This window comes from Paenibacillus sp. B-A-8, assembly GCF_048572915.1.
In the GTDB taxonomy this organism is placed as follows: domain Bacteria; phylum Bacillota; class Bacilli; order Paenibacillales; family Paenibacillaceae; genus Paenibacillus_AQ.
Window position 1 is genome coordinate 5,575,679 of the sequence record NZ_CP183882.1, and the last position, 16,181, is coordinate 5,591,859.

General features: G+C 45.3%; 9 protein-coding genes and 1 tRNA gene. 2 read left to right on the forward strand and 8 right to left on the reverse strand.

The genetic code is table 11. The annotated features are described in order from the left end of the window. Positions 1-14: 14 nt before the first annotated feature. The 3 genes from bglX to ACN6MV_RS25145 all read right to left on the reverse strand — a co-directional run bounded on the left by bglX (position 15) and on the right by ACN6MV_RS25145 (position 4,136). Positions 15-2,204, reverse strand: coding sequence for a beta-glucosidase BglX (gene bglX / locus ACN6MV_RS25135; RefSeq protein WP_042130683.1), 2,190 nt, complete (start codon positions 2,202-2,204; stop codon positions 15-17). A gap of 38 nt (positions 2,205-2,242) precedes the next feature. Next, positions 2,243-2,998 carry an alpha/beta hydrolase gene (locus ACN6MV_RS25140; RefSeq protein WP_419885102.1) on the reverse strand — a complete coding sequence of 252 codons (756 nt, stop codon included), beginning with the start codon at positions 2,996-2,998 and terminating at the stop codon, positions 2,243-2,245. Positions 2,999-3,122: 124 nt separating this feature from the next. Beyond that, complete coding sequence (locus ACN6MV_RS25145; protein WP_076120813.1) at positions 3,123-4,136, reverse strand: LacI family DNA-binding transcriptional regulator; 1,014 nt, start codon at positions 4,134-4,136, stop codon at positions 3,123-3,125. Between the two features lie 405 nt (positions 4,137-4,541). On the opposite strand from ACN6MV_RS25145, the gene ACN6MV_RS25150 reads away from it, so the two are divergent. Beyond that, positions 4,542-5,450: a serine hydrolase domain-containing protein gene (locus ACN6MV_RS25150; RefSeq protein ID WP_042130687.1), complete on the forward strand. Its 909-nt coding sequence runs from the start codon at positions 4,542-4,544 to the stop codon at positions 5,448-5,450. Positions 5,451-6,200: 750 nt separating this feature from the next. Here ACN6MV_RS25150 and ACN6MV_RS25155 read toward each other — a convergent pair. Both ACN6MV_RS25155 and ACN6MV_RS25160 read right to left on the reverse strand, forming a co-directional pair. Then, positions 6,201-6,274, reverse strand: a tRNA-Arg gene (locus ACN6MV_RS25155). Positions 6,275-6,439: 165 nt separating this feature from the next. Then, entirely contained in the window at positions 6,440-6,796 is a 357-nt protein-coding gene (locus ACN6MV_RS25160; protein ID WP_042130688.1) for a hypothetical protein, read from the reverse strand. Positions 6,797-6,941: 145 nt separating this feature from the next. Here ACN6MV_RS25160 and asnB point away from each other — a divergent pair, with 145 nt between their 5' ends. Further along, entirely contained in the window at positions 6,942-8,786 is a 1,845-nt protein-coding gene (asnB, locus tag ACN6MV_RS25165) for an asparagine synthase (glutamine-hydrolyzing) (protein ID WP_076120771.1), read from the forward strand. 87 nt (positions 8,787-8,873) lie between these two features. On the opposite strand, the gene ACN6MV_RS25170 is transcribed toward asnB, so the two are convergent. The 3 genes from ACN6MV_RS25170 to ACN6MV_RS25180 all read right to left on the reverse strand — a co-directional run bounded on the left by ACN6MV_RS25170 (position 8,874) and on the right by ACN6MV_RS25180 (position 16,123). Further along, on the reverse strand, positions 8,874-9,710 hold the full coding sequence (locus ACN6MV_RS25170; RefSeq protein ID WP_076120772.1) for an aldo/keto reductase: 837 nt from the start codon (positions 9,708-9,710) through the stop codon (positions 8,874-8,876). A 206-nt stretch (positions 9,711-9,916) separates the two neighbouring features. Beyond that, positions 9,917-14,770, reverse strand: coding sequence for an S-layer homology domain-containing protein (locus ACN6MV_RS25175; protein ID WP_419885103.1), 4,854 nt, complete (start codon positions 14,768-14,770; stop codon positions 9,917-9,919). A gap of 78 nt (positions 14,771-14,848) precedes the next feature. After that, on the reverse strand, positions 14,849-16,123 hold the full coding sequence (locus tag ACN6MV_RS25180) for an extracellular solute-binding protein (RefSeq protein ID WP_042130694.1): 1,275 nt from the start codon (positions 16,121-16,123) through the stop codon (positions 14,849-14,851). Between the last annotated feature and the right edge of the window lie 58 nt (positions 16,124-16,181).

Below are 16,181 nucleotides of genomic sequence, written 5' to 3' on the forward strand. Positions count from 1 at the left end.
CTCCATTTCGACAGCTAGTGCCGTTTATATTCTACATAATCTAATGCTAAGCGAAAATCTCGTTCTTTAACCTCTTGGCTATTTGGACCCACAAACAATTTGAATTGTCCAGGATCACTGCTAAAGCTTAAATCGCTATGATAGTAACGAAGCTGTTCTTCCGTAAGCGTAAAGCTCACTTCCTTGCTTTCTCCCGGGGAGAGACTGATCTTGACGAAGTCTTTCAGTTCCTTCATCGGTCTTACGACTTCTCCTGAAATGTCTCGAATGTAGAGTTGCACTACCTCTTCTCCATGCACATTGCCCGTATTTGTCACCGTAACAGTTACCTTAATAGGCTGATCCTTCGTCATTATTACTCCAGAAAGGATCGGTTCACTGTAGCTAAATGTCGTATAACTAAGACCAAAGCCAAATGGCAGGAACGGCTCATTAGGAATGTCCAGATATTGTGAGACATAACGTTTGTCCGCACCCGGTACATGTAGAGGACGTCCAGTGTTGAAATGATTGTAATAGACCGGAATTTGCCCAACAGATACAGGGAAAGACATCGTTAATCTTCCTGACGGATTCTCGTCACCATACAGTAGACTGGTAATCGCCGCGCCGCCCTCGCTTCCTGGGAACCAGGCTTCCAGAATAGCATCCGCGTTCTCGATCACACCGCTAAGATCTAGTGGGCGTCCGTTAAACAACACCACCACAACAGGCTTACCCAGCGTCTTCATACGTTGCAAAAGCTCACGCTGCGCTTCCGGCAAGCGGATATCTGAACGACTTCCAGCTTCTCCGCTCATATCTGAATGTTCTCCAAGTGCCAGCACAATCACATCGGCTTCCAGCGCTGCCGCTTTCGCCTCCAGCCATTGCTCTTCTGTAAAGCTCTCAATCCCGGAGCCTTCTGCAACGGTAACCTTACCTGCAGCTGCACGAGCTTCAAGAGCTGGAGCAAGACGGCTAGCTTCTTCTGTTGAACCCAACCAGGACCATGGTCCAAGAATATCTCCGTTATTAGCAAACGGTCCGATTAGCGCAATCCGCTGCTCTGTCGCAAGCGGCAGAACCTGATCATTCTTTAGTAGAACGCAGGATTTAACCGCTAATTCCCTCGCTGCTGTCCGGTGAGCCTCACAGAAAATTACCTCGCGCTCTTTCTCTATATCTGCCCCACGTAACGGATTCTCAAACAAGCCCAGTCTTTGCTTCAATTTCAAAATACGAAGTACGGCTTCATCAATGATACTTTCATCCACTTGCCCATCAGCTACAAGAGATGGCAATTGGTGAACATAACACTCTGTCATCATCTCGATATCCACGCTAGCCTTGATAGCTTTAAGCGCTGCTTCAGCCTCGTCCTCGGCGACACCATGCGGGATCAGTTCCTTCACCGCGCCCCAATCCGAGATCAACACACCGTCAAAGCCCCATTCCTCACGCAGCAGTTGACGAAGTAACTTAACATTCCCACTTATTGGAATACCGTCAATTGTGTTGAACGAAGTCATAACCATTTCTGCGCCCTCATCTAGTGCTGCACGATAAGCTGGCAGATAATATTCCCGTAGCTGACGTTCTGATAAATCAACCGTATTATAATCCCGTCCGCCTTCGGATAGACCATAGGCCGCAAAGTGCTTAACGCAAGCCGCCAGACGATTTACATCATCCGTCAAGTCATTCCCCTGAAATCCGCGTACAAATGCACAGGCAAACCTACCATTCAAATAAGGATCTTCACCAGTAGACTCCATCACTCGTCCCCAGCGCGGGTCTCGAACAAGGTCCGCCATAGGTGCAAAAGTGACGTGTACACCGGAGACTGCCGCTTCTTTAGCCGCAATCTCGGCGCTTAGCTCTGCTCGCTCCATATCCCAAGAGCAGCCAATCGCCAAGGGCACCGGAAAAATCGTCTTAAAGCCGTGCACGATATCCGCCATCATCAACAATGGAATACCCAATCTATTTTTACGTAAATGAGCTTCTTGGACGGCTATGACTTGCTCTGCGCCCGAAAGACCAAGTACTGAACCACTGTTCTCAATCATGTGATCTGTAATCCCCATGGATGCCATAGGACCAGTAATTTGGCCTCCTTCTTCCGCTCCTTCATAAAAATTTGCCGCAAGCTGCTGCAATTGTGCTATTTTCTCCTCAAGCGTCATCTGGTTTAGCAGCGACGTCAGTTGCTGGTCTTTCATCTCAAATCCTCCATAATATCTCTTTCTGTAATTGCTCATTATTCTTTGTTGTACAAGAAATCAAAAGTTGTCTTCAGATGTTCCTCCCAGAATCCCCATTCATGCGTTCCCGGGGTCTCAACATATTGAAAGGTATACGGACTCGCTTGCATATAAGAAGCAAATTCCCGGTTCATCTCCACAAATGGATCTTCCGAACCACAGCAAGTCAGAATCGAAGGCAACTTACGGTTATCGTTGACCAATTTAGCCGCTAAAGCATATAGGTCTTGATCCGGCTTAACTTGTAAGCGTTTTCCGAAAGTGCCTGCCATCTCCCTCGCCATATCCGGAGACATCTGCGGGTCTTTCAATCTTTTCTGAATATCTGTAACACCCGATAAAGAAACTACTTTGCTGTATCTTTCGGGATAGGTAAGCGCACATTTTAGGGCCCCATATCCGCCCATCGACAGACCGGCAACGTATGTCTTTTGCGGATCATCATCCAGTCTCATCATTCGGCCACAAAGCTCAGGAAGCTCATGCGTAACATAGTGGAAGTAATCTAGTCCGTACTCCATATCTGTATAATAACTTCTGCCTACCTGAGGCATTATGACTGTGCAGCCATACTTGTTAGCATACTGCTCAATGGTAGTCAGCCGGTACCAAGTGCTAGCATTATCACCAGCACCATGCAACAGATAGAGCGTTCCTCCGGTGGTGTTGCCCGAATCGACAGGGGAGATTATACTGATGGACGTTGTCATTCTTAAGGTAGGAGAACCGGTCTCAACGGTTAGAAGTGCCATATGTCATCTCCTTACGGAACCTTTTTTAAAAAAATAAATAAGTGTATGCTTACGCTATAAATTATCCTTCTATTTCTAGCTCAAACGATTACCGTCCTTATAAGGACGCCAAAGGCGTTTATGCTTATTTATTAATCTTCTTACAAGATCCTCGCTTAACCAAAACAGACTCGAATACCACATGTTTGTTCTCCGATTGTCCCGAGATCAGATCAAACAGAATTTCAACACTGGCTTTCGCCATATCCACCCCAGGTTGGCTGATCGTATCCAGCGATGGGTGATAGTATTCTGCCATCTCTATACCGTCAAATCCGATGATCGAAATATCATTTGGAATCGATAGACCCAAAGACAATAAAGCTTTGGCAGCTCCGATAGCAATAGTATCTGATGCGGCAAACACAGCGGTGATGTCTTTTTTCTTATTGAGCAGTCTTTTCGTAGCCGTAAAGCCAGAACTTGGACTGTATTCACAATCCTCTACCAAGGAAGCATCATACTCAATCCCATGATCCTCAAGCGCCTTGATATAACCCATAAGACGACGGTTACCGGTAGTATGCTGAACCAAAGGAAATCTGGCCAAAAAGCAAATGTTCCGGTGTCCAAGTGAGATCAGATAGCTCACAGCTTTATAAGACTCTTGCATATCATCAATGATCACACTGGAGAATACGGCAGGATCAACATCCTTCGTAGTCGTGATGGTAGTCAAAACAAATGGGATCGGCAATTGTTTGAATTTTTCTTCAGAATGGTCATATGTACCACCCATAAAGATTACCCCGTACAAATTCTTTTCCTTTACGAGCTGAAGAGCAGCATTGATCTCATCCACACCATCTTCAACATGCTGGATCAGAAGCGGGCAGCCGCGCAGATTCACTTGACGCTCTACTTCTTTGATCATGTCTGCAAAAAACGGGTTTGCAATTCCCTTAACCATAAGCGCTATCGTATTAGAACGCGTTTTTTTCAGATTGCTCGCATTTCCATTTGGAATATAATTATGTTCTCTTACAACAGCCATTACTTTAGCTCTGGTTGCATCACTTACGACACCGGAGTTATTAATTACCCTGGAAACGGTGGCGATACCAACTCCTGATAGCCTTGCAATATCCTTGATATTCATAATTTCTCCTGTTTCACCCCTATAATGAGCTCCCCCTTCATCTGATAAAATCAGCTTAGTGGAAACCCCTGAAATGATGGGAAACGTTTCCCATGACATCATTTTGACTGTTTTCGTATTCAAATCGCTTAATACGTTCATTATGGACAGATATTTTTTAGAAGTCAACCTATGTTTTTTTGACAAAAACCAACTCGCGTTTCGAATTTATTTTAATTTTTCAAGGGATTTGGTGTTAATTACTAGTTTCCCCGCTTTAATTGACTTTAAAATAAGAATGGAATACCATCGATTTAGCTATTTAATATCTGTATAGAGGAAACGTTTCCACATTGTTTTCAATCATATCGACTACTAAATTATCTAATCTCAGCTTGGAATCTTAGAGAGAGAGGGCTACATTTTATGTTAAACATGACTCGCTTCGAAGCTCAGATCCGTGAACGTGGATTGAATGTGTTCAATGTTCGCGTGCTTCAAAATGGAACTCTAGTGGGCAAACTGGATCTCGCGGAGGATATTCGGCGCTTGCAGCATTCGGTCAGCAAATCTTTTACATGCATGGCGGTGGGACTGGCCATCGAAGAAGGGAAGCTAACACTAGATACAACATTAAAAGATGTGTTTCCGGATTACGCATTCACTCATAAGCAAGCCCTTCCCTCAATGCAGCCTGGTGAATTGACCTTGTTCGATTTACTGCGAATGAGCACAGGTCATGATTCCCCTCCATTTTGGGTTGAAGAGAGATTAGCATTGAAGGACGTAAACTGGATACAACATTATCTATCTCTGCCATTGGACAGAAGTCCCGGGGAACAGTTTACCTACAGCAGTGGGGATACCATTATGATCTCTGCAATGGTACAGGCCAGTGTCGGACAAACCGTAAAAGATTACCTCGTTCCCCGTCTCTTTGCCCCACTAGGCATTGAAAATGTCGATTGGGAAATGACCCCTCAAGGGATCACCCTAGGTTGTGCCGGTCTTCAGATTAACACGGAAGAATTAAGCCGATTTGGACAGCTTCTTTTGCAAAAAGGAGTATGGCAAGGGCAACAGCTTATTCCTGCAGCTTGGATCGATTTTGTCACGCAAAAGCAGATCGAGAATAATGGCGACGGTGATTGGGGCCAAGGGTACGGCTGTCAATTCTGGCTGTGCACACACGATGCTTATCGTGCTGATGGCGCTTACGGACAATTCTGTATTGTTGCACCGGATGCTCAAGTAGTAATCGCTATTAACAGTATGGAAGATAATTTGCAAGCTATACTAGACACTGTCTGGGAGGAAATCTGGCCGCTTCTTTAGGTGGGTATATGTAAGATAGGCTTCACGCAGATTTTTTTTTCGTATATTTAGGCCAACCAGGATTATTGGGTTGGCCTTTTTGAGAGGAATTAGGGAAAAACTCCCTGTATTTAGCCGATAATTTCTAAAAATGAATAAAATGAAGGAAATCCTCCCTAATAATCGAGAGAATTTCTATATTCGCCAACGAATTAGCTAAATTACAGGGAGAATTTCCCTAATTGTTAGTTTATTGAGCAGAAATCTCTGGATTATAGGGAGATATTCCCTAATTATCTATTAGAGCTTCCTTTTCTTTGATGCAGGGTGCTCTGCACGCAAAAACAGCCCTCCCGAAGAAAGGCTGTTACTTGCCCCGAGCGGGATGCAGCCCTTTCGGGCTGACTGCGAAGCTGATCCTATCGATGCTTATGCTCCGACGAACCACCCGGGCTTCTCTTCCCACGTACGCAAAAACAGCCTCCCCGAAGGAAGGCTGTTACTCGCCCCGAGCAGGATGCAGCCCTTTCGGGCTGACTGCGAAGCTGATCCTATCGATGCTTATGCTCCGACGAACCACCCGGGCTTCTCTTTCCCTGCACGCAAAAACAGCCTTCCCGATGGAAGGCTGTTACTTGCCCCGAGCGGGATGCAGCCCTTTCGGGCTGACTGCGAAGCTATTTCTATCGATGCTTATGCTCCGACGAACCACCCGGGCTTCTCTTTCCCTGCACGCAAAAACAGCCTTCCCGATGGAAGGCTGTTACTTGACGTCCCGGAAGGGATTCGAACCCCTGACCGTGCGCTTAGAAGGCGCATGCTCTATCCAGCTGAGCTACCGGGACATATAAGAAATAATGATATGTATTGACGCAACGATATTTATTATACCGTATTCAGCAGATTTTTCAAGATCAAACATTTTGGAAAATAAGTCATCTTCATCCTGTTTTAATAATTACGAGGGTACCAAGCTATTTTCATAGCTCAAGGATACCCTCGTTTCTACTCTACTCCAAATTCCGAAAATGCTGCTCCAGCTGCTTTTTTAAATCACCGTATGTCATTAATTCTCTCTGAAATTTGGAACGTTCATCTTCTGGCGACATAATCATACTGCCTGTAAACGCGCTCGAAGTCACATCTTTAAAAGCGTCATGCATATTGTTATCAAACCAATCGGTAGAAGTATCCGCATCATTAGTGAGAATACGGACAATCTCGTATCCTTCCTCGCGCTGATCTTCTACGATATACACCAAAAGCGCAGGATCACTAACAGCACCTGGCAGCACCCCTACTTCTGCACAAGGTGCACCGTCATACTCCATCATTCTGCGAATCTTGGCATCTTTAATATAATACACCTGTCATCCTTCCCTCCTGGCAAATTCCTCTCTCCCCTAGTGTTCGGATAAGGACATACATTTTATGCCTTCCTTCGGCATATATCTGTATTACTTGGCAAAAAAGTAAGGACAACAATCGCACAATAAGAGAGGATGAACCATCATGTGCGGAATAACCGGATTTATCCAGTGGCGCGGAGATCTCACGCAGCACTCGCAGTTGCTGGTCAAAATGACTGAAACTTTAGCAAACCGCGGACCCGATGCAGCTGGAACTTGGATTTCAGGCCCCTGCGCATTCGGTCACCGCAGACTTAGCGTTATCGATCCAGAGAACGGCGCGCAGCCTATGATCACCCGCCATGAGGAACAGGTATATGCGATTGTGTACAACGGCGAATTATATAACGCACCCGAGCTCAAACAAGAGCTTAAGCAGCGTGGGCATCAATTCCGTACCCAATGTGACACCGAGGTTCTGCTGCATGCCTATATCGAATGGGGGCCGGATTGTGCAGAGAAGCTCAATGGAATCTTTGCCTTTGCGGTGTGGGACGGTCTTCGAGATCAGGTCTTTTTTGCACGTGACCGCTTAGGTGTGAAGCCCCTGTTCTATAGTAAGGTGGATGATGTCTTAGTTTTTGGCTCAGAGCCTAAGGCGCTCCTGCAGCACCCCAAGGTACAGCCTGTCGTAGGTCCCGAAGGACTAGCAGAAATCTTTATTGTCGGCCCAGCCCGTACTCCCGGACACGGTGTATATAAGGATATGCAGGAACTTCGTCCGGGGCATGCCATGATCTATAGTCGCGAAGGTCTGCGCAGTTATGCTTATTGGAAGCTGGAAAGCGCAAAACACACTGACAATGAAACAGAGACAGCCGCTAAGGTGCGTGAACTGCTGCAGGATACGCTCGAACGTCAGCTGGTTTCAGATGTTCCTGTTTGCTCCCTCTTGTCGGGAGGGCTGGATTCCAGTGCGCTAACAGCACTTGCAGTCGATTACTACAACCGAAACGGTCAGGGACGAGTGGATACGTATTCCGTCGATTATGTCGATAACGACAAGCACTTTAAGAGTCATACTTTTCAGCCCGGAGCAGATGGACCGTGGATTAAGCGAATGGTCGATGAATTAAATACAAACCATCACTATATCTCATTTGATACGCCGGAGCTTGTAGAAGCACTTGATAATGCCCTGTACACACGCGATTTACCGGGGATGACCGATGTGGACTCTTCTTTATATTTATTTTGCCGCGAGATTAAAAAGAATGCTACTGTAGCCATTTCCGGTGAAGCCGCTGATGAGATTTTTGGCGGATATCCTTGGTTCCATCGGGAGGAGATGCTCTCCTCAGGTACTTTCCCTTGGTCAGTTGCCCCTAAAATGCGCGCAAGTCTATTATCCCCTGAAGTTAATGAATGGATTCGACCGCTGGAATATTTGGGTGACAGATACAGTGATGCAGTGGCAGAAGTCCCAAAATTGGATGGGGAGACAGGTAAACAAGCACAAATGCGCGTAATGTCCTATCTAAACATCACCCGATTCATGCCTACTTTGCTCGACCGTAAGGACCGAATGAGTATGGGCGCCGGACTAGAGGTACGTGTTCCTTATTGTGATCATCGCCTCGTTCAATATGTCTTTAATATTCCTTGGGAAATCAAGAACCTGAACGGTCGTGAAAAAGGGATTTTACGTAAAGCGCTTGAGGGAATTCTTCCAGATGATGTGCTATATCGTAAAAAAAGTCCATACCCAAAAACCCACAATCCAGCCTATTTAAATGCAGTACGAACACAAGTATTGAACATTCTAGATGATTCTACTTCGCCAATACTCCCTTTAATTGATGCTGCCAAAATCCGTGAGATCGCCGCTTCCCCAGAATCCTCTACCAATCTCCCTTGGTTCGGTCAGCTCATGTCCGGTCCTCAGCTGTTTGCGTATCTGGCGCAAGTAGATCTCTGGCTGCGAAAATATAACGTCTCCATCCAATAGGCACTTAGAAAAATAAGAGGTAAACGACAAACCAAACAGCAAGTCTCCTTATCCGGTGACTTGCTGTTTGGTTTATTTTCGCATTTATTAAAAATTAAAATTATCAGGATCCGGACCAAACCGGTGATCTTGGTTCAGATCTTCGATGGCCTTGACGTCCTCATCGCTTAGCGTGAAGTCAAAGAATCCTGCATTCTCCTTGATTCGATCGGCATTCACCGATTTTGGAATCGTAATGACGCCTTGCTGTAAATCCCAACGAAGCACAATTTGTGCGGGGGTTTTACCATACTTTTCAGCCAGCTCGTTGAGGAGGGGGAGATCCAGATTCCCTTGCATTAGCGGACTCCAAGCTTCAAGCTGAATGCCTTGCTCATTGGCATACTTCAGCAGCTCGCGCTGAGTTAACAGCGGATGGAATTCCACCTGATTCACCACTGGCACTATTCCCGTATCCTCGATGATATCCTTCAGATGATGAATCTGAAAATTGCTCACACCGATGGACTTGATGAGGCCCTCTTTTTGCAAATGAATCAGAGCTTTCCATGTCTCCCGATACTTCCCTGCCACCGGCCAGTGTATAAGATACAAATCTATATAGTCCAGCCCCAGCTTACGCCGGCTAACCTCGAATGCTTTCAGTGTTGATTCATAGCCTTGATCAGGGTTGCGTACTTTCGTCGTAATAAACAGTTCATCACGGGCCACTCCACATTCACGAATAGCTTGTCCAACGCCATCTTCGTTATTATAACCAGCAGCCGTATCAATACTGCGATATCCTAATTCTATTGCGGTTTTGACCGCATGAATAACCTCTTCGCCATCCTTAGTCTTATACACGCCAAGACCCAACCACGGCATGGTCACTCCATCATTTAAAGTGGGTCCACCCGAGAACGGTGCGTTCAATTCACTCATCGTTTAGCCCTCCAAGTATATTATTATTTCGTTAATCTTACTTAACCTAATTTTAAACTTCAGAAGCAAGCGCTACCACAAGAGTATAGCAGACTGCTTCATCATTCCCAAAATCCTCATAAAAAACAGTTGCTGTGTAAAATCAAAAGAGGCTTGCATCTTATCCGCAAGCCTCTAACTTTTTTATTCAACTAAATTATTCTATCTTATTTAGACATTCTCAAAAGCAGGGTCACCACTTCCGCTCTCGTCACCGGTTCATTTGGAGCAAATCGGTCATTTCCTTTACCTTGGATCAGACCTGCCTCATATGCCGCTGCTGCATAATCTTTTCCCCAGGCAGGAATTTGATCAGCATCAGCAAAAGGCAAGCTAGTCTTCGTACCACTCTTCAAATCGAGTGCACGTGCAACCATCGCTACAAATTCGATCCTGGTCACCTTACCATCAGGACGGAAAGAATTATCCTCGTATCCCTTAATAATTCCAGATTTGACTGCACTAGAGATGTAAGGTTTCGCCCATGACGGAATGCTAGTTGCATCTTCAAACGGAAGAGTTGTAGTGTCCGTATCCGAGAGTTTCAACGCACGGCCAAGCATAACCATCAGCTCACTGCGTTTCACCACAGCATTCGGACGGAATGTTCCGTCTTCATAACCATTGATAATTCCACGTTCTATTGCGGTAACAATAGAATCGAATGCCCAGTGATTCGAAATGTCCGGAAATTTCGGTAGATTAACCGAACCTCCGTTGTTTCCGTTGTTTCCGTTATTACCATTATTGCTGGTGTTTCCGATGTTGCTATTATTACTATTGTTACCGTTGTTGCTATTGTTTCCGTTATTGCCCGAATCTTCATTTGCCTTGATAACCGTTAAGACAAACGTCTTCTCAACCTGAACGCCGTCTTTTTCCAAAATTGCTTTCAACGTCACTGGAGTAGAAACAGTCGGGCGCTTAACCTTACCCGTATTCGAAATTATATTCGGCTCGCTTGAAGACCAAGTGATTGAGCTACCGCGCTTTCCTTCCGCTCTCAACACCACGTTTTGGGTTACCGAGTCACTGGAGTCGCCGGTAGCAAATCCAATGGTAAGCTCCTCTCTATCAAGCTCTACATCGGTAGGCTTAGGTAGATCACTCAAAGTGATTGCTAATCTTTTTGTACTGAGCGGAACGGTCACGATACCTTTGGCGTTATCAACAACACCCTCAGAAGACTCCAGAATGTTGTTAACCATACTAGGCAATTGAATGCTGATTTGTGCATTGCTCGTATCAGCCTTGGCTTGCTCCAGACTGGTCGTAAATGTAACCACAAGCTGGTTTGCTTTTCTAACCACATTGTATCCTACTCTTCCACCTTGGAAAGCAGGATAGTTCTGAACATCCGCTACCACATTGTTGTTCTTATCGGCATCCATAACCCAATCTTTAGGAATACCACGTCCCACAATAATTTCGTATTTTGTGTTCTGATCGTAGATACGCTCAGTGATCAGCGAGTCCACCAATACCTTTGAATTGACGGCCTGCCCCCACATATGCTGGGCCGATCCGCCACCGCCAGGCGTACTACGCACACCAAGTTCATCATTGGTTGCCGTCCAAGGGCTAGATTCTGCGGTAGGGTAAGCTACGCCTTCCCACCAACTAAACGGTCCACTCATGGAGTTTTCAATCATAAACTCGTAAGCTTTAATCCCCATGTCTCTGTATTTCTCACCGCGAAGCGCGGCGCTGCCGTAACCGGCGTTATACGCACTGGAGTAGAAGCCATGCGGATAACCGCCAAAGTTATAAATAGAATCGGTTGTCCCTTCCTTGACGCGTCGCTCCATACCATAGGTATAAGTATCATCTAGCATCGTCAGGTTGATATTGTCCTCTGGCTGGTTCGCACCATACAAATATCCATCCCACAGCCATCTTCCGAACAGGAACATGGAAGCCCAGTTGGCATCACGGGAGTCTTTCATCCGGTTCTCGTCATTACTTTGCACAACAGATGCAGGAATATAGTTTAGTGCTTTGTCGGTAATTGTTTTTTGCAATTTGGCTGTGAAAGCCGCGAGCAGATCCTCGTATTGAGCGTTAGCCCACTCTGCCTCTGCCAGATAACTTGCTTGACCTTTCACCTTATACAGCTCACGCGCGATGTATTCATAAGATGCCAATCCTGTCAGAGCGGAGTAATTGTCAATCGTCCAATACCCCAATGAATCTATGGCTTTCGTTTCTTTCATAATTCGACCATCTCCAGCGCGGTCGCTTTCAATGCTTCTTGCTCCGAATTTTACCCGCTTATCGAAAACGGTACCCTCTGATCCGTCATCGGCTTTCATCTTTTCATCAAATAAGGATGTATCGCCGGTTTTGCTCAAATATACAGCATACGTCCACGGAAGCTTCCAGTTGGCATCCCAGAACAGGTTTGGGTCCACTTGACCGGTCTCGATGTTAATTCCGCCGGTAAGAGGTATGCTTTCCAGATACTCTCTTGCGTGTGCAAAGTCACCGCTCTGGATCAATTGAACAACAATCCCGATGGTATCGTGAGAGTAAAGTCTGGCATAACCATTCTCACCCACATGCAGATAATTGCCGTCTTTAATAATCATATTGTAAATGTAGCCTGCTTTAAAAGCATTAACCAGCTCTTTATTCGGCAGATCGATATCAACTATTGTGGACAGTCTGTTATTCCAGTAGGATTTCATCTCACTGTAGTTGCTGTCAAACGTACCTAGTTTCGACACTTGCTCTCTCGTTAAGGATGTAAAGCTCGTTTTCCCCGCATCGAAATATTCATACTTATCCCCTTCAATAGCAAACTCTCTGACAACAGTCTCACCAGGTTTGATCGTATAAACTTCGTTTGCAGCCTGATTCATCGGAACCAGATTGGCAGATACAACCGGCAGCAGGCGCGTCTCATCCGAATGATTGGTAACCGTCATTCTGGAATAGTTAATCACGTAGTCTTTGCTCTCTACCGTATGTTTGTTACCAAACGATTCAATTTTATAGTCCATATTGTCTTTAGCAAACTCATTTATAAAGACTGGCAGATAGCCTTCGGCATTATACCATTTGATGCCTGATGTATTTGTCGCACCGAACGTAACGATTTGTTTCGTTGCCACAAACCCATTTTGCATAGGGCGGGTTCCGCCGATCTGATAGGATCCGTCAAGGAAAGCCAGCGTGGCGTTCTTGTCACCTTCAAAACCAAAACCAGCGGTCATTTTAGGGTTCAATTCGTACTGATATTTCATTTCCAGTTGCAATCCATCCATTGCATTCAGTACTTTTGAATACACCTTGATCCGTTCTTGCTCGGATGCACCGATATTCAAAGCTTGTGCTTCCTGGATTGCTTGATGCAAAGCATCTGCCGACTGGCTGGTGTAGCCAATTAGGGCCGCTTGGCTGATCGTCTTCATCTGTTTAGCCATTACATCCAGGTTCGTACTTAGCGCTAGGTTATTAAAGGCTGTTTGCAGCTGATTTAATGCCGTATCAAGCTCTGCCTGTTTAACATCTACATCGTTCAAGCGCTCATGAGCGCTGCTCAATGCTATCTCCAAGGAAGACCAGCTTTGGAGCGTGTAAAGTTGTCTGTTATATTGCTTAAGCTCTTCAATCAAGCCCTGCAGTGGGGCTCGATCCACGTTACCTTCTTTCACAATTCTCATGATGCCCGTGCCCAGACTCGCTTCAGATTTAAAGACACCTGATGTCGATTTGCCAAAGTACTCCTTTTGAGATTCAAAGTTCTTAGACATAATGACCCAGCGGTATTCTCCGGAACCCCGATCTTGCTGAGTCAGAACGAGCGCATACCGCGTATCCTGAAGGAGACTGTAGCTCAACTCCGCAGTAGTGAGACCTCCGTCCACAATCCTGTTTTTGTCCACTGTCGTTTGGACCAGCGGTTCTCCAGTCGGCAGCCCTTCACTGTTTACTGCATGTAGTTTGATGATCAAGTCGCTCACAGGCTCTTTATATCTTTTGACATTCACCTGAACATACTTCATATCAACAGCTTCCTTCACTATGAAGGTTTGATATCTATCCTGTTGATCGGTTTTAGCACCGAAAGTATACTCCTTGAACGCTTTATCCGTAAAATCAATTACAATGTTCGATTCTCTCTTCACCAGACCAAGCTGCGCTGCTACCAAAGCATTGATAGCGCTGTCAACTTCCGTCTGCGTTGCCTCTGTTCGATCAAGGATAAGCTTGGCAGCTACCAGCGTATTCACCAGAACTTGCCACGTCTCATTTGTATAAAGACCTTGTGTCATATTGCTAACTCGGTTGTATTCATTTTGCAGCGCCAATTTATCCGCAAGTGCCATACTGCTTAAAGCGAGTCCAGAGAATGATATATTTCCGTTCTTCGCGACAACCTTTGTCAAACGCCCTTCAATTTTCAGCTTCACATTCGCAGGCACGTTAACTTGATATTTATAGTTCTTGGAAACAGAATCGCCGTATACGCTTCGGGTTACCGAGAGTACATCGTCAGTATAGATATTGAGATCTACATCCGCTTGCCACAACCCAAGACTAAATACTAGGGTGGAATCCTGTGGCTGCGCTGCTACTTCAATGTCCCAGCCAACATTGTTATAGCTTCCTTTGTCTCGACTGGATTTTGGATAAAATAAACCCGTCCCAGTGTCATTTAATCCATATTCAAATCCTGGCATACCATTACTCCAGGTATAGGACATGTAATCGGCATCGGTGCCTCTGTTCAACTTACCCTCAGTTGCTGTATCTCCATATACACTGAAGGTAACTGAATTGGGGCCTGCCTTCTGAATTCGTTGAAGCTGATTCAAATTATCCGCTTTAAAATGTAGCCAGTCGATATCTCCCGTATGTGTTAAATTCAGTGGAAACTCGCCATTGACCACGCCTTCATTAATCTTAGGAGCAGGTGCTGCGGGTGCGGCCTGCATAGAGTACACAGGACCGATAGATGTGATGAACAAGCACATGAGTACAAACTTTGAAATGACACTGTTAAACGACTTTTTCATTTTCCCCTTAGACCTCCTTAAATGATTGTGAAAAAAATGGTTGGACTTTGGTTATGGCAAAGTCCAACCGCTTGATAACTAGTTTTCACCGTATTTACTTTGAAGATCATTCAGCAGCTTTTCAACCGTCAAGCCGTCTTGCTTAAAGATGATTTCCTCTACGCCTTTAAGCAGATCGGCATGAAACGCTTTGGTTTGTTCAGGGTAAGCAAAGGGCATGCCGACTTTTTCCATATTGTCGAATACCGCTTTCAATTCAGGATTTTTCTCCAAATATTTAGGAAGCAGAGAAGATACTGCCGGTGAATATCCAACTGCCTCAATTGCATTCAATTGTGCTTCATCACGTAGCGCATACTTGATCACTTGCATAGCTTCTTCCTTATGCTTGCTGCCGTCCAGTATCGACAAGCCGTGAGAGTACGCGCTTTGTGCTTCTACCGTACCTTTTGGCATCGGCAGAGCAATCAATCCCATATCTGGGTTAGCTTCTTTCAAATGACCTACATACCATGGACCAGCCGTGGACATAGCCCCTTTTTCTTGACTGAATACTTCGCCGTCCCATGGAGCCCCTACTTCAATTGGAGCAATAGCAACTTTATTTTTGAGGAAAAGGTCCACGAAGAACTGCACACCAGCTACGTTTTCTTTGGAATCGATCGTTTTTCCGAAGCCCCAGTCTCCACCGAAAGCGTGAACATATTGAGTGATGTGGAATGGATCGATACTGCCGATAATACCTTTCATACCATCTTTAGTCATGGCTTTTGCCAACTCAACAACCTCATCCATTGTTTCTGGATATTTAGTGATTCCTGATTTTTCAAACATCTCTTTGTTGATCGCCAGCATAGAAGTAGAAGAATCATAAGGAATTCCGTAAAGTTTATTATCATCTGTCCAGCCTTTGTACAGCGATCCAGTAATACGTTCTTTATCAAACCCCACTTTATCGATCATATCATCGAGTGGAGCGAGTACGCCTTTCTTGATATACTCATAGTTTCCTTCATCCGACATAGCTATGATATCAGGTCCTACCCCGGCAGCAATCGCCGTTGGAACCGCTTTCCAAAATTCATCACTGGTTGGGTACATTTGCATCTTAACTTTAATGTTCGGATATTCCTTATCAATACCGTCTACCATAAATTCGAAGTTCTTTTGCTCGGACGCATTAGCCCAGTATGCCATCGTGACTTCGACGGTTTCTTGCTTCTCCGGCTTTGCCGCTCCGGCGTTGTCTGAAGCTCCATTACCAGAGTTACCGGTATTGGATTTGTTGCCACACGCTGCCGTAGACAGCATCAACATCAGCGAGCACAATAACAGGACTGACTTCTTTCTCATTTGTCACTACCCCTTTTATTTAAGAAGATTCACCGTAAGTGGTGTTATCTTCATCTTA